A 14,844-nucleotide genomic window follows, 5' to 3' on the forward strand; every position below is an offset into this window, starting at 1 on the left:
GCGGGCGCCCGGCCGTCAGGTGACGTCGAGCCCCCAGCTGGTCTCCCGGCCCCGCTCCTCGAAGCCGAGCCCGGTGTAGAGCCCGAGGGCCCTCGGGTTCTCGACGTCGACGCCGAGCCCCGCGTACTCCAGGCCCTCGCCGGCGTAGGTCCGCATGGCTGCGACGAGGAGGTGGCGGCCGAGGCCGGTGCCGCGGTGGGAGTCGACGACGCCGAGCAGGTCGACCCAGCCCTCCGTCCAGCCCTGCGCCGCCCAGTCGTCGGGGTACGTGCCGCTCACGACGTACGCGACGACGCGCTCGCCGTCGAGGACGGCGCGCGAGAGGTCGGGGCGCCTGCCCGGCCCGACGAGGACGCGGCGGCGCCAGTCGTCCGGCTCGAACGGCTCGCTGCCCCAGTGCCCGGCGAACGCCTCGTTGTGGGCGCGGCGGACCCCGTCGACGAGCACGTCGTCGGCGGGGTCCAGCTCGACCGCCCGCAGGCCGTCGGGCAGGGGGACGTCGGGCAGCGGGTCGCGGAGGTCGCGGCGCATCGACACCGCGAAGCGACGCGCGTCGAAGCCCGCGGCCCGCAGCAGGCGCGAGCGGTCGGTGAGGTGGTCCTCGGCGTACGTGCGGAGGAAGACGGGGCGGTCCCCGCCGACGTCGGGCGCGACGAGCTCCCGGCCCCGCGCCACCTGCCACGCCAGCAGGGCCCGGCCGACCCCACGGCCCGGCACGCCGGGTCGACGCCGCCGTACAGGAGGACCTGGCGGGTGCGGACCTGCCCGGGCCGGTCGTACACCTCCGCCCAGCCCCGCACGGTCCCGCCGGCGTCCTCCGCGACGAGGGACGCCGTCGTCGGGTCCCACCACGGCGTGTCGTAGAGGTCGGCGACGTCCTCGCGGGTCTCCCTCTCCTGGGGGGCGTCGGCGGCGTAGCCGGCGACGACGCACGCGAAGACGCCGTCGACGTCGTCGGGGCGGCCCCGTCGGAACGTCAGGCCGGCGACGGGTCCGGGGATCGTGGGCACGAGCGCGGAGCATGGCAGTCCGTCGCCCGCCCCGCCAGGGAGTTGTTCAGGCGTCGATGCGGTCCCGGTCGAGACGGTCGGCCTCGGTGACGATGAAGTCCTTGCGGGGTGCCACGTCGGAGCCCATGAGGAGCTCGAAGACCCGCTCCGCGGCCTCGGCGTCCTGCACCCGCACCCGGCGCAGGGTCCGGTGACGGACGTCCATCGTCGTCTCCGCGAGCTGCTGGGCGTCCATCTCGCCGAGACCCTTGTACCGCTGCACGGGCTGCTTGACCGGGCGGCCCTTCCGCTCCGCCTCGCGCACCACCCGGGCGAGCTCGGCGTCGGAGTACGTGTAGCGGACCTCCTTGCCCTGCCCGCTGCCGACCTCGACCCGGTGCAGCGGCGGGACGGCGGCGTACACCCGGCCGGCGTCGACGAGGGGGCGCATGTAGCGGAAGAAGAGCGTGAGGAGCAGGGTGCGGATGTGCGCGCCGTCGACGTCGGCGTCCGTCATGACGACGACCCGGCCGTAGCGGACGGCGTCGAGGTCGAACGTCCGCCCGGAGCCCCCGCCGATCACCTGGATGATCGACGCGCACTCCGCGTTGCGGAGCATGTCCGCGACCGACGCCTTCTGGACGTTGAGGATCTTGCCCCGGATGGGCAGGAGCGCCTGGAACTCGGAGTTGCGGGCGCTCATCGCCGTGCCGAGGGCGCTGTCGCCCTCGACGATGAAGAGCTCGCTGCGCTCGACGTCGCTGCTGCGGCAGTCCTTGAGCTTCGTCGGCAGGCTCGAGGACTCCAACGCGTTCTTGCGCCGCTGGTTGTCGCGCTGGACGCGGGCGGCGACCCGGGCGCGCATCTCCCCGACGACCTTGTCGAGCAGCGCCGCCGCGGGCGCCTTGTGCTCCCGCCGCGTCGACGTCAGCAGGTCGGTGAGCTCGCGCTCGACGACCTTCGCGACGATCTGGCGGACCGCGGGCGTGCCGAGGACCTCCTTCGTCTGGCCCTCGAACTGCGGCTCCGGCAGGCGGACGGCGACGACGGCCGTGAGGCCGGCGAGGACGTCGTCCTTCTCCACCCGCTCGGAGCCGTCCTTGCCCCCGACCTTGAGACGGCGGGCGTTCGCCTGCACCTGCGCGCGGACCGTCTTCAGCAGGGCCTGCTCGAACCCGGTGAGGTGCGTGCCGCCGTGTGGGGTGGCGACGACGTTGACGAACGCCCGGACCGTCGTGTCGTAGCCGCTGCCCCACTGCACGGCGACGTCGACCTCGCACACCCGGTCGACCTCCCGGGACTCCAGGTGGCCCGTGGCGTCGAGCACCGGGACGGTCTCGGTGAACTCCCCGGCGCCCTGCAGCCGCCAGGTACCGGCGACGGCCTCCCCGCGGGCGAGGTAGTCGACGTACTCGCCGATCCCCCCGTCGAAGCGGAACTCCTCGTGCCACGGCTCGTCGCCGCCCTCGACGCCCCGCTCGTCGGTGACGGCGAGGGTGAGGCCGGGGACGAGGTGGGCGGTCTGCCGGAGCCGGCCGACGAGACCGTCGCGCTCGAACCCGGCGCCGCGGACGAAGACCTGCGGGTCCGGCCAGAACCGCACCCGGGTGCCGGTGCGCGCCTTCGCGACCTTCCCCACGACGGACAGCCGCGACCGGTCGGTGAACGCGGCGAACGTGCTGTCCGGGGTGCGGCCGCCGGTGTCGTCGAACTCCCCCGGCTCGCCGCGCCGGAAGCTCATCGCGTGGGTGCGGCCGCCGCGGTCGACCTCGACGTCGAGACGCGAGGACAGCGCGTTGACGACGCTCGCACCGACCCCGTGCAGGCCGCCGGAGGCGGCGTAGGAGGCACCGCCGAACTTCCCGCCGGCGTGGAGCTTCGTGTAGACGACCTCGACGCCGCTGAGCCCGGTGCGCGGCTCCGTGTCGACCGGCACCCCCCGCCCGTCGTCGCGGACCTCGGCGGAGCCGTCCGGGTGCAGGACGACGTCGACGCGGGTCGCGTGACCGGCGAGCGCTTCGTCGACGGAGTTGTCGATGAGCTCCCACAGGCAGTGCATGAGGCCGCGGGTGTCGGTCGACCCGATGTACATGCCGGGGCGCTTGCGGACCGCCTCCAGGCCCTCGAGGACCGACAGGTGGCGGGCGGTGTACGACGGCTCCTCGGCCCCGGAGCGGCTGCGGGTCGTCGTCTGGCTCACCGGCTCACGGTACCCAGGAGGGGCCGAACGGCTGTCGTCCCACTCCGTTTCGCCAGCAGCGGAACAGATGTGCCGTGGGAACGCCGATACAGCGGGCATGGTTGTGACGTACGACAGCCACGAGGAGAACCGACCGACGCTCCACCCCTCCCCGGTGCAGCCCGCTGCATCCGGCTCCCCCCGAAGGGCGGTACCAGCACCATGACGACACTGACGGCCCCGGCACTGAACGCCGCCGACCGCTGCGACCGCTGCGGCGCGCAGGCGTACGTCAAGGCGACCCTCCCTGGCGGCGGCGAGCTGCTCTTCTGCGGCCACCACGGCCGCCAGTTCGCCCCCACCCTCGAGGCGCAGGGCGCCGAGGTCCACGACGAGACGACCCGGCTGACCGAGGACTCGGACAGCTGAGGGCGCGGCGGCCGACCGCCGCGCGACACCGCACGAGGGGCATCCCGGCTGAGCCGGGGTGCCCCTCGTCGTGCGTAGGGTGACGTGCCGTGGCCGACGTCGCCGACCTCCTCGACCCCCGCGAGTGGGCGGTCGCCCTCGCGTTCCTCGCGATGCTCGTCGGGCTCGTGGGGATCGTCGTGCCCGTGCTCCCCGGGCTCGCGCTCGTCAACGCCGCGTTCCTCGGCTTCACGCTGTACGACCGCGACCCCTGGGGCTGGGCCGCCCTCGGTGTCTCGCTCGTGCTGTGGGCGGCCGCCGCCGTGCTCCAGTACTACGTCCCCGGCAAGCGCCTGCTGGCCGCCGGGATCCCGTCGTGGGTCCTGCTCGTGGCGGGCCTCGCCGGCGTGGTGGGGTTCTTCGTGGTGCCGGTCGTCGGGCTGCCGCTGTTCTTCGTCGGCGCCGTGTACCTCGTGCAGTCCTACCGGGCCCGCCACCTCGGGCGCTCGCTCGGCTCGACGTGGCAGGCCGTCGTCGCGGTCGTGACGTCGCAGGCCATCGAGCTCGCCGCCGGCGTGACGAGCGTCGTGCTCTTCGTGCTCGTCGTCGTGCTGACCTGAAGCGACTTCCCGGCGGCGGGCGGAGCCGTTCAGCCCGTGAAGTCCGCGCGGGACCGGACGGGCGTCGCGACGGGTGCGTCGTCGGTGTCGTCGCTGTCGGCCGGGACGCCCTCCGCGCGGCACGCCTCGATCATGACGCCGATGACGTTGTCACCCCCCTGGGTCCACCGGGCGATGACGGCGAAGGGGACGCCGAGGACGTCGGCCAGTCCCTCGGTGTACGCGTCGCTGAGAGCGCCGATCTGCGCGAGGGTCTCGTCGAGGCGCTGCTCCGTCTCGAGGGCGGAGGCGATGGTCTCCGTGCGCTGCGCCACCTCGGTCTCGAGCTCCGTCACGGCCGCCTCGGCCGCCGCTACGGCCTGCTCCGCCGCCGCGACGGCGTCGGGGTCCCCGCCCTCCTCGGCGGTCACCAGGTCCTGCCGGGCCTGCGCGAGCACGTCCTGCTGCTCCGCCAGACCCGCCTCGGCGTCGGCGAGCAGCTCCTCCTCCGCCGCGAGGTCGAAGCCTGCGATGGCGCCGTCGAGCTCGTTGACCTCGTCGCTGAGGGGCTCCACCGCCGTCCTGAACTCGTCCTGGACCCGGACCAGAGCGGCGAACTCGGCGCTGTCGATGTCCCCGACCTCCGCCTCGACGTCCTCGAGCGCACGGTCGCACAGGTCGTCGTCGGGGACCGACGCGACGACGGGTCCGGCGGCGAGCACGAGCCCCGCGGAGGCGAGCGCGGCTGCCGCGGTGACGGCGGCGGCGCGGAGGGCGATCGGGCGAACGGTCATGGCAGCGAAGTCCTCGTCCTCGACCGGTCTCGCGCATCCGCCAGTGGTGCGCGCCCCCCGGGGCCACCGTCCCCGGGTGGCCGAGCACGTTCTACCACCCGGCGGTCGTCGCTGTCCCCGGGAACCGCCACCTCTCCCCCGGTCAGCAGCCGTCCCCCAGCTCGACGGAGCCGAGCACGGGCCGCGGCCCGACGAGCACGGCGTCGACGTCGGGCACCGGCACCCGTTCGAGGGCGGGTCGCAGCACCACGCGGACGCTGTCGCCCGCGCCGTCGGGGACCTGCCAGTCGGCCGACAGCCCCTGCTCCCAGAACTGCAGCAGGTAGGAGGTGGAGGGCCCGACGGCGTCGCGGACGTCCTCCGCGGGGTCGCCGATGCGGGCGCCGCGCACGACCTCGCCCTCGTCGACGGTGACGGCGACGACGACGCCGTCCCGCAGGACGACGAGGACGAGCCCGGGCTCGTCGTCGGCGAGGACGAGCTCGCAGCCCTGCCCCGTCACGGCGTCCCGCTGCAGGCGGACCGTGTCCGGGACCTCCGCGAGCGGCCGCCCGAGGCGGACCTCGCCCCACCCGCTCGGGTCGAGGACGGGTAGGGCGGCCGCGTCGGCCGCCCGGGCGTCGCGCTGGAGCCGGGCGCAGTCCGCCGCCGCGCTCGTGCGGACCTCGACGTGGCCGACCGAGCCGTCGCCCCTCGTGTCGACGAAGGCGACCCGCACGTCGCTCGTCGGGCGCACCCACGCGACGTCGACGCGGAACGGTGCCGCCTGCCACGGCACGGCGACGCGCAGGTCGCCGAACAGGACCCCGGGCACCCCGTCGAGGTCCGCGAACGGGTCGCCGGGTCCCGGGCCGAGGAAGGACGCGGCGTCCCCGACCCGGTCGTCGACCGTGACCGCCGCCACCCGGTCGTCGACGAGCCACGCGCGCACGCCCTGCCCCGGGCCACGGTCGGCGAGCCCCGGCACGACGGGTGTGCACGGGCCGTAGGAGCGGCCGCCGACGACGAAGCCGGCGCTCACGACCTCCTGGCGGCTCATGCCGAGCCGCAGGCCGTCGACACCGTCGGCGCGGAGGACGACCCGTCCGTCCGGGACGACGGCGGGCGCCGCCGGGGCAGAGGGCCCGGGCTCACCGGACTGAGCGCGCGTGGCGGTCGCGGAGGCGCGGACCTCCGCGACGACGGCGTCATCGACCGCGGTGCCCCCACGAGCGAGCAGCACCGTCGCGAGGACGACGCCGGCGGCGACGAGCAGCACCACCCACCGCCGGGCCGGCCGTCGCGTCGCCGTCACGACCTCAGGGTCGCACCGGCGCGCGCGGGCGTCAGGTCGGGCGCCTCAGCAGTCGACCGAGTACGGGTCGTCATCCACGAGGGTCCCGGCCTGCAGCCGGAGCGGGCCGCCGGCGAGGGATGAGCCCAGCCCGTTCACCGGACGCCACCCGGGCTGCAGCGACGCCTCGAGGACCACGCCGTCGGCGACGTGCAGGTACACCGGCTGTCCCCAGCTCGTGCCCCCCTCGCCGAGTGACTGCCCCGGCACGCCCGGGTCCGCGGAGACGAGGTCCGCGACCGGCGACTCGAGCAGCTCCCGCAGCGTGAGCCCGGACAACCGCGTGCCCGCGACCTCCACGGGGTCCGGCAGGAACACCCGGACCACCGTGCCGTCGCGGACGAGCGCTCTGACGCCGGGGTGAGCCGCGGACTCCCGCTGCTCGCAGGAGTCGAACGCCTCCCCGGCGTCGTCGAGCACACCGGCCGCGACGAGGGCCGTCGCGTCGGCACCCGGCCGGATGCCGTCGACCCCGACGTCGGTCACGGTCACGGGCGCGTCGCCGGCGGGCCGGGTCGACTCCCACACCGCCGACTCCTCCGCGCAGCTGCGCCCGGTCGCGGTCTGGAGGACGAGCCGGCTCACACGGCCGCGCGCGGGCACGTCGTCGGGGCTGTCGCTGTCCTCGAACGGTGTCGCGTCGCCCACCACGAGCTCGGTGCCACCACCTCGCAGCGGCACCCGGACGACGGTGACCGCAGGCTGCTCGGGCCAGGGGCGGACGCGCTCGGTCCGTGCTCCCGGAAGGGCGGCGGCGTCGCTCATCGGCGAGCCGATGGTCACGCCGAGCCACGTGGCCAGCACCGGGTCGGGCGCTTCGGGCCGGTCCCACGCCTGGACGGTGAGCCCCTCGACGCGACCGCCCACGGTCCAGGCGGTGACCGAGTGCCGCGACCCGAGCCGCAGCACGGCGGACTCGGGACCGGTCGTGGTGCCGGTCGTCGTGGCGTCGATGCCGCTGAGGTAGGCGAAGTCGCAGTGTCGGAGCGCCGGGGGCCGAGGGTCCGGCCCGTCCCCCGGCGGCACCTCGACCCCGGTTCCGGGGGCGGCACCGAGGCGCAGCAGCGGCACGCCGTTGGCGGTGAGCTCGACGGCGTCGACATCCGGTGGGGCCGGGCTCGCCGACGGTGTCGGCCCGGTCGTGGGGGGCGCGGCGAGTGTCGTGTCGCCGACGGGTGACTCTCCCCGGACCACGACGACACCGACGAGCAGCACGATCGCCAGCGCCGACACCGCCAGCACGCTCCTTCGGCCCGCTGCGGCCGGTCGACCATCCTCCACGACGCCACCCCCGAGGGGCATGGTGCCACGCACCTCTCGTCGGTCAGCAGGTGGTGTCCGCGCCGGCCAGGACGAGCGTGACGCCGTCGATGCGTGGGTCGGAGCCGAAGACCGGCTGGTCGACGTCCCCCACGAGCGCGATGTCCTCGACGAGTTCGAGGCGGACGCGGACGTCCGGGACGTCGGCGTCTCCGTCGCCGGCGAGGCGCACGGTGAGCGGCCCACCGGCGGAGCGGGCCACCGGACGCACCGCGCCCGGCCCGAGCTCCCGGCGCGCCGCCCCCGCCACGTCCGAGGCCGCGCTGCCGGTGCCGATCCCGAGAGCCGGCCACGCGAACCCGTCGCGAGGCCCCGGACCGCCGTCACCCTCGTGCGCCGCGGCGTCCCGGAGCACGGCCGAGGCGATCGCCGTCAGCCGGCCGTCGACGGTGGTGGCGGTGACGGCGTCGCCCTCGGCCCGCCACCGCACGCAGGGGCCCTCGGACTCGAGCCGCTGCGCGCGGAACCCGGCAGCTGCCAGGTCGGCCACCTCGCCGAGGCGGAAGCGGGTGCCGTCGACCCGCACGTGACCGCCGGCCCCGTCGACGACGAGACCGGGCTCGCCCTCGAACGACCGGTCGTACCACTCGAGGAGCGGGTCGAAGTCGCAGACCCGGGCGGCGCGGGTCCGGAGCTCGATGCTCGTCACGCGCGCCGCGGCGGGGTCCGGGTCCAGAGACACCTCGTCGCCGAGCGGGCCGGCCTCGAACTGGGTCGACCAGCTCTGCAGGCCCGCGCTGACGGCGGCGACCACGGCCTCGCGATCGCCCGGGAGCGGCACCACGACGACGGTGGCGAGGGGCCCGGAGCGGCCGAAGGGGCGCTCGACGTGCGTCCGGGCGCCCGGGAGCTCGGCGGCCGCGGCAACCGGGGAGCCGATGGTGACGCCGAGCCACGTGTCGACGTCGTCGGCGTTCTCGTCGGGCACCAGGTCCGTCGTCAGCCGGACCGACGTGACGAGCCCGTCCTGCACCCAGCCGGTCGCGCGGTAGCCGCCGCGGGCGAGGACCGGGTGGGTGCGGGAGCGCATGACGAACGGGCTCGCCTCCTCGCACGGCAGGAGCGTCCCATCGGGCAGCGTGAGCGGACCCACGAGGCTGTCGGGGACGGCCTGACCGAGCCGCAGGCCCGGCACGCCGTTGGCGTCGACCCTGAGGACGTCCGGGTCGCCGCGACGGCCGAGCTCGCTCGGCACCGGGCTGCTCGAGGGCTCGGCACGGAGGGCGGCGAGGTCCCCGGGGGCCACCGCGCTCCCTCCGCGGACCACCAGCACCCCGACGAGCACGGCGGACACCACGAGGACGGCGAGCAGGCCGCGTCGCGGGCTCACGCCGCGGACCCGCACTCGCGACCGACGAGGACGGAGCTCACGAGCAGCTCCGGTCCGGGGGCGGGCGAGTCCACCCCGGGGACGACGGCGGTGGGGCGGTCGACGCCCACGACGACGCCCCTGCCGGGACCGAGCCGCACGGACACGCCGCCGTTGTCGCGCATGGCGCGCAGCTCCGCGGCGCCCACGGCGTCGGGCAGGGTGGCTCGCAGCCGCTCGGGCCGGTCGCCGACGGAGATGACGCCCGCGAGGCCACCGGCGCGCAGCCCCACGGCCCGGACGACGCCGTCGGCGACGAGCACGACGGAGGCCCCGGTGGCGTAGCGGCCGTCGGGGCGGGGGCGCAGGAGGGTGCAGGAGCCGCGGACCTCCGGCTCCCCCAGGTCGCGGGCGACGGCGGCGGGCACGGGCTCGTCGACGCGGAGGTCCTTCCAGCCGCCCGGGTCGGCGAGCGGCACGTCGTCCGCCGTCCCGATCGTCCGGCCCGTCGCGGGGTCGAGCGCGCACCGTCCGGCCGAGGGACGGCGGAGCTCGGCCCACGCCGGTCCGTGCCCGGCGCCGAGGTCGCTCGTGACGAGCGTCAGCCGTCCGTCCCGCACCTCGTCCCGGGTGACGAGCAGCCGCAGGTCGTGGCGGTGGACCGGTACGACGTCGCGGCTCGCGTGGGCGGTCGCGGTGTCGAGCGCCGCGAGCGCCTCGGCGGGCAGGACGCCCGCGAGCGGGACCGCCTCCCCGCTGCCGCCGCGGCGGTGCAGGGAGACGGCGGCGACGCGGTCCGCCACGACCCAGCCCACGGGGGCGCCCAGTCCGCCGTCCGCGTCCCGGAGCAGCGCGCGGCAGCCGCGGGCGTCGACCGGACCGACGGCGAGCCCGTCCGGGAGTCCCGCGACAGGGGTGCCGAGGGGCGCGGGCCACACCGGGAGCGCCGCCACCGGGGCGAGGTCGACGCGCCCGGCGTCCGTCGCGGCCGAGTCCGTGCGTTCGCGTGCCGTCCCGTCGCGGACGGCGAGGACCGCCACGAGGACGACCGCGAGGAGGAGCAGCAGCGTCGCGCCCCGGGACGCGAGAAGGCCCGTCACCGTGTGGTGACGGGCCTCTCGCGTCGGCACGGCGTGCTCCGGGCTCGCCCGCTCGTCGTCCCGGATCAGTCCAGGTAGTCGCGCAGGACCTGGGACCGGCTCGGGTGGCGCAGCTTCGACATGGTCTTGGACTCGATCTGCCGGATCCGCTCGCGCGTGACGCCGTAGACCTTGCCGATCTCGTCGAGGGTCTTCGGCTGCCCGTCGGTGAGACCGAACCGCATGCTGACGACACCCGCCTCGCGCTCGGACAGGGTGTCGAGGACCGAGTGCAGCTGCTCCTGCAGGAGCGTGAAGCTCACCGCGTCCGCGGGCACGACGGCCTCGGAGTCCTCGATGAGGTCGCCGAACTCGCTGTCGCCGTCCTCGCCGAGCGGGGTGTGGAGGGAGATCGGCTCGCGGCCGTACTTCTGCACCTCCACGACCTTCTCCGGCGTCATGTCGAGCTCGACCGCCAGCTCCTCGGGCGTGGGCTCGCGGCCCAGGTCCTGCAGCATCTGGCGCTGGACGCGCGCCAGCTTGTTGATGACCTCGACCATGTGGACGGGGATGCGGATGGTGCGGGCCTGGTCCGCCATCGCCCGGGTGATGGCCTGCCGGATCCACCAGGTGGCGTACGTGGAGAACTTGTAGCCCTTGGTGTAGTCGAACTTCTCGACGGCGCGGATGAGGCCGAGGTTGCCCTCCTGGATGAGGTCGAGGAAGAGCATGCCGCGGCCGGTGTAGCGCTTGGCGAGCGAGACGACGAGACGCAGGTTGGCCTCGAGCAGGTGGTTCTTGGCGCGTCGGCCGTCCTCGGCGATCCACCACAGCTCGCGCTTGAGGCGGCTGTCGAGGGTCGCGCCCTCGTGGCTCAGGCGCTCCTCGGCGAACAGCCCGGCCTCGATGCGCTTGGCGAGCTCGACCTCCTGCTCGGCGTTGAGGAGGGCGACCTTGCCGATCTGCTTGAGGTAGTCCTTGACCGGGTCGGCCGTCGCGCCCGCCTGCACCACGGTGGGTGCGGGGTCGTCGTCGTCCTTGGCGGTGATGACGAACGCCTCGGAGGGCGGCGTCGTACCGGACGCGGACGCCGGGGCCGCACCGGCCGCCGCGGGAGCGGCCACGGCGTCGGAGTCCCCGTCGGCCTCGTCGTCGGAGTCGTCGTCCGTGGCCTCGGTCGCGGCGTCCGTGTCGTCGCCGTCCTCGGTGTCGTCGCCGTCCTCGACGTCGCCGGCCTCGGCCGCGTCGTCGTCGGACACGTCGGCGAGGTCCGGCTCGACCTCCACGGTCTCCTCGTCGTCCGCCGTGTCGGAGCCGGCAGGGGCCGCCGTGTCGGAGGGCTGCGCAGCGGCCGCCTTCTTCGCGGCGGTCTTCTTCGCGGCCTTCGTGGCCGCGGGCTTGGCACCCGGCTTCTTCGCGGCGGCCTTCTTGGCGGCCGTCCTCTTCGCCGGTGCGGAGGTACCGGGCTCGTCGTCGAGGACGGCGGTCCCGCCCTCGCCCGTCGCGGTCGTGCTGGTCATGCCCACCGTCCCGTCATCGATCGTCGCCGTCGTGGACGGCGTGCGAGTACGCGCCGCCGCGACCGCCTTGCGGCGCCGCGGGGCGGGCAGCTGCTGCCCCAGGGCGCCCATGTCGAGCCCGGCCGAGACGAGCTCCGCCATGACCCCCTTGATCCGACCCGACGGGACCTGCGCGTCGACCACCACCTGTCGGAGGTCACCGGGCTCCACGGGGGCGCCGCTGACGATCCGGGCGCGCATGCGCTCGATGGCGGGATGACGCAGGATGTCCTGCAGGGAACGGTTCTCGTGCTCCGACGACACGCACAGCCCTTCGTCGACTACGGTCAGGGGGGTCCTGGCGCCGTCCGTGACCGCGACGACCAGACCTACCATTGTAGTCCTACGCCCGTGGCGCTCGGCGACGCAGGCCCCTCCTCGTGCACCCAGGGGAACGCGCCGGACGTCCTCGGTGTTCCGTCGTCGTCAGGCTCTCGAGGCGGCCTTCCGCTGCTGCTTGAACTCCCGCACCCGGGCGGTGCTCGCGTCGTCGACGACGTCGGCGACCGACCGGTGGACGTCCGCCTCGCCGTACTCGCCCGCCGCCTCCCGCCACCCGTCCGGGCGCACCCCGAGCTGCTTGCCGAGCAGTGCGACGAAGATCCGCGCCTTCTGGTCGCCGAAGCCCGGCAGGGCCCGGACCCGTCGCAGCAGCTGCGCCCCGTCGTCGACGTCGCGCCACAGCGCGGCGGCGTCGCCGTCGTAGTCGTCTCGCACCACCCGCGCGAGCGCCTGCAGCCGACGCGCCATGGAGCCGTGGTAGCGGTGGACGGCGGGCGGCCCCGCCATGACGGCGGCCAGGTCCGCCTCGGGCATGCCCGCGAGGGCGACCGGGTCGAGGCGGTCGGGGGTGCCCGGGAGGCGCTCGAGGATGCGCGCGGGCCCCGCGAACGCGGTCTCCATCCGGATCTGCTGGTCGAGCAGCATGCCCGCGAGCAGCGCGAACGGGTCGCGGGACAGCAGGGCGTCCGCGCGCTCGTCCCCCGTCAGCCGCAGGGACGTCACGGCCCGTCCTCGCCCTTCACCGCCAGCACCGGGCACGTGGCGTCGAGGAGGATCCGCTGGGCGTTGGACCCGAGGATGAGCTTGCCGACGGGCGACCGCCGGCGCAGCCCGATGACGATGACCGTCGCGCCCACCTCGTCGGCGACACCGAGCAGGTCGTCGGCCGGGTCGCTGCTGCGCGGCAGGTGCCGGACCTCGTACGCGAGCCCGCGCTCCCCCAGCCGGCCCACGTGCGGCTCGAGGTCGGCCTGGACCGCGTCGGTCGTGTCCTCCCGGCTGCTCACCACGACGAGCCGCGCACCGTGGCGCACGGCGGCGTCGACGCCGTGGGCGAGCGCGGCCCGCCCCTCCTTGCTCGGCAGGTAGCCGACGACGACGGCCATGTCACCTCCAGGTCCCGCACCGGCCGGGTGGCCGGCGACCGCGGTCACGCGGTGACCGTACCGGCGACCGTAGCCCTCTCGGCGGCAGCGCGCGCCACCGACCGTCCCGGACCCGGCGGCGTCGGCGGACGTACGCTGCCCGGGTGGCGGGACGCGACGGCGACGGCTGGGTCTCCTGCCGCTGCGGCGCCCGCCACTGGGGCCGGCACGGCGCCGCGGGGCTCGTGCTCGTGCGGGCGCGCGACGACGGCGCAGCGGAGGTGCTCCTGCAGCACCGGGCGGGCTGGGTGCACGACGGTGGCACGTGGGCGGTACCCGGCGGGGCGCGGGACAGCCACGAGGACGTGGTCGCCGCCGCCCTGCGCGAGGCGGTCGAGGAGGCGGGCGTGCAGGCCGCCGACGTCGTGGTCGCGGCGACGGTCACGGGGACCGACCACGGCGACTGGCGCTACGACTACGTCGTGGGGGTCGTCGCCGCCGGCGCCGCCCTCGGGGCGGCGAACGCCGAGACCGAGGCGCTGGCGTGGCGCCCGGTGGACGAGCGCCCGCAGCTGCCGCTGCACCACGGTCTCGCGCGGGACTGGGACCGGCTGGCCGCCGCAGCGCGCCGCGCGGTCGGCACCTGACGCGCCGTCGGCACCTGAGGCGCGGTCGGCACCCGACGCGCGGTCGTCCTCAGCCGGCGACGCCGCACGGCGCGGCGGCCTCCCCGGCGCTGTCGTCGTCGCTGTCGTCACCGCTGTCGTCACCGCTGTCGTCGGCGTCGGCGTCGGCGAGCGCGTCGGCGAGGGCGCGCGCGACCTGGGCGGTCTCCACGAGGAAGCCGTCGTGGCCGAAGCGCGACGTCACGAGGACGTAGCGCGCTCCCGGCACCAGGGCCGCGAGCTCCTCCTGCTGCTCGGTGGGGTACAGCCGGTCGGAGTCGACGCCCACGACCGTGGTCCGCGCCCGCACCCGTCCGAGCGCCGCGGCGACCCCGCCGCGACCGCGACCGACGTCGTGGCCGTTCATCGCGCGCGTGAGGAGCACGTAGCTGCCGGCGTCGAAGCGGCGGGCGAGCTTGCCGGCCTGGTGGTCGAGGTAGGACTCGACGGCGTAGCGGCCGCCGACCAGCGGGTCCTCGCCGTCCTGCGCGTCGCGGCCGAAACGCGTGTCCATCTCCCAGCGCGAGCGGTACGTCACGTGCGCGATGCGACGTGCCACGCCGAGACCGGTCACGGGGCCCTCGTCGGGCCCGTCGTGGTAGTCCCCGCCCCGCCAGGCGGGGTCGCCGGTGATGGCGGCGAGCTGGGGGGCGCACCACGCGAGCTGGTCCCCGGACGCGGCGGCGCAGCTGGCGAGCACGACGCAGCGCTCGACGCGCCCCGGCAGGCCCACCGCCCACTCCAGGGCCCGCATCCCGCCCATCGAGCCGCCGACGACGAGCGACCACCGGCGCACGCCGAGCGCGTCGGCCAGGCGCGCCTCGACACCCACCTGGTCGCGCACCGAGACGTGCGGGAAGCGACTGCCCCACGCCCGGCCGTCCGGGGCGGGCGAGGCGGGCCCGGTGGTGCCCTGGCAGCCGCCGAGGACGTTCGCGGCCACGACGAACCAGCGGTCGGTGTCGACGGCGAGACCCGGACCGACGACGCCGTCCCACCAGCCGGGCGAGGGGTGCCCGGGGCCGGCCGGGCCGACGACGTGGGAGTCGCCCGTGAGGGCGTGCTCGACGAGGACGGCGTTGGCGACGGTGCCGTCCGCCCCGCGCCTGGGCGTGCCCCACGTCTCGTACGCGACCCTCGCTCCCGGCAGGGAGCCGCCGGCCTCGAGGTCGAGCGGGCCCACGTCGACGAAGCGCCGTCCGCCGGGGGGGTCGCCCTCCCGCCACGCCACCACGCGCCGGGC

At 75.9% G+C, this 14,844-nt stretch carries 14 protein-coding genes; 3 read left to right on the forward strand and 11 right to left on the reverse strand.

Going from position 1 to position 14,844, the window contains the following annotated elements:
* Positions 1-15 precede the first annotated feature (15 nt).
* Positions 16-717, reverse strand: a complete 702-nt coding sequence (locus WAB14_RS07735; RefSeq protein ID WP_340268981.1) for a GNAT family N-acetyltransferase — start codon at positions 715-717, stop codon at positions 16-18.
* Positions 718-1,056: 339 nt separating this feature from the next.
* Positions 1,057-3,189 carry a DNA gyrase/topoisomerase IV subunit B gene (locus WAB14_RS07740; protein ID WP_340268982.1) on the reverse strand — a complete coding sequence of 711 codons (2,133 nt, stop codon included), beginning with the start codon at positions 3,187-3,189 and terminating at the stop codon, positions 1,057-1,059.
* Positions 3,190-3,390: 201 nt separating this feature from the next.
* Between WAB14_RS07740 and WAB14_RS07745 the strand changes: the two genes are divergently transcribed.
* Together WAB14_RS07745 and WAB14_RS07750 are read left to right on the forward strand one after the other, a co-directional pair.
* Complete coding sequence (locus WAB14_RS07745) at positions 3,391-3,597, forward strand: DUF7455 domain-containing protein (protein WP_340268983.1); 207 nt, start codon at positions 3,391-3,393, stop codon at positions 3,595-3,597.
* An 89-nt stretch (positions 3,598-3,686) separates the two neighbouring features.
* On the forward strand, positions 3,687-4,196 hold the full coding sequence (locus WAB14_RS07750) for a DUF456 domain-containing protein (protein WP_340268984.1): 510 nt from the start codon (positions 3,687-3,689) through the stop codon (positions 4,194-4,196).
* A 29-nt stretch (positions 4,197-4,225) separates the two neighbouring features.
* Here the strand turns inward: WAB14_RS07750 and WAB14_RS07755 are convergent, their stop codons facing one another.
* The 8 genes from WAB14_RS07755 to WAB14_RS07790 all read right to left on the reverse strand — a co-directional run bounded on the left by WAB14_RS07755 (position 4,226) and on the right by WAB14_RS07790 (position 12,957).
* A complete protein-coding gene (locus WAB14_RS07755) occupies positions 4,226-4,969 on the reverse strand; it encodes a hypothetical protein (RefSeq protein ID WP_340268985.1) in 744 nt (247 codons plus the stop codon).
* 142 nt (positions 4,970-5,111) lie between these two features.
* Positions 5,112-6,263, reverse strand: coding sequence for a hypothetical protein (locus WAB14_RS07760; RefSeq protein ID WP_340268986.1), 1,152 nt, complete (start codon positions 6,261-6,263; stop codon positions 5,112-5,114).
* A gap of 45 nt (positions 6,264-6,308) precedes the next feature.
* The gene (locus WAB14_RS07765; protein WP_340268987.1) at positions 6,309-7,535 is read right to left on the reverse strand and encodes a hypothetical protein; all 1,227 of its coding nucleotides are present in this window, start codon (positions 7,533-7,535) and stop codon (positions 6,309-6,311) included.
* A gap of 91 nt (positions 7,536-7,626) precedes the next feature.
* Positions 7,627-8,952 carry a hypothetical protein gene (locus WAB14_RS07770; RefSeq protein ID WP_340268988.1) on the reverse strand — a complete coding sequence of 442 codons (1,326 nt, stop codon included), beginning with the start codon at positions 8,950-8,952 and terminating at the stop codon, positions 7,627-7,629.
* Positions 8,949-10,061, reverse strand: coding sequence for a hypothetical protein (locus WAB14_RS07775; protein WP_340268989.1), 1,113 nt, complete (start codon positions 10,059-10,061; stop codon positions 8,949-8,951). The genes WAB14_RS07770 and WAB14_RS07775 overlap by 4 nt, the downstream gene beginning before the upstream one ends.
* A gap of 35 nt (positions 10,062-10,096) precedes the next feature.
* The gene (locus WAB14_RS07780) at positions 10,097-11,770 is read right to left on the reverse strand and encodes an RNA polymerase sigma factor (protein WP_377002416.1); all 1,674 of its coding nucleotides are present in this window, start codon (positions 11,768-11,770) and stop codon (positions 10,097-10,099) included.
* Between the two features lie 225 nt (positions 11,771-11,995).
* Positions 11,996-12,574: an HhH-GPD-type base excision DNA repair protein gene (locus WAB14_RS07785; protein ID WP_340268991.1), complete on the reverse strand. Its 579-nt coding sequence runs from the start codon at positions 12,572-12,574 to the stop codon at positions 11,996-11,998.
* Positions 12,571-12,957 carry a universal stress protein gene (locus WAB14_RS07790; RefSeq protein ID WP_377002417.1) on the reverse strand — a complete coding sequence of 129 codons (387 nt, stop codon included), beginning with the start codon at positions 12,955-12,957 and terminating at the stop codon, positions 12,571-12,573. The genes WAB14_RS07785 and WAB14_RS07790 overlap by 4 nt, the downstream gene beginning before the upstream one ends.
* Before the next feature lie 143 nt (positions 12,958-13,100).
* Here WAB14_RS07790 and WAB14_RS07795 point away from each other — a divergent pair, with 143 nt between their 5' ends.
* Positions 13,101-13,583, forward strand: a complete 483-nt coding sequence (locus WAB14_RS07795; RefSeq protein WP_340268993.1) for an NUDIX domain-containing protein — start codon at positions 13,101-13,103, stop codon at positions 13,581-13,583.
* A 49-nt stretch (positions 13,584-13,632) separates the two neighbouring features.
* On the opposite strand, the gene metX is transcribed toward WAB14_RS07795, so the two are convergent.
* Positions 13,633-14,835, reverse strand: a complete 1,203-nt coding sequence (gene metX / locus WAB14_RS07800; RefSeq protein WP_340268994.1) for a homoserine O-acetyltransferase MetX — start codon at positions 14,833-14,835, stop codon at positions 13,633-13,635.
* Positions 14,836-14,844: the final 9 nt, after the last annotated feature.

The sequence above is a fragment of the Aquipuribacter nitratireducens genome, assembly GCF_037860835.1.
GTDB classification, from domain to species: domain Bacteria; phylum Actinomycetota; class Actinomycetes; order Actinomycetales; family JBBAYJ01; genus Aquipuribacter; species Aquipuribacter nitratireducens.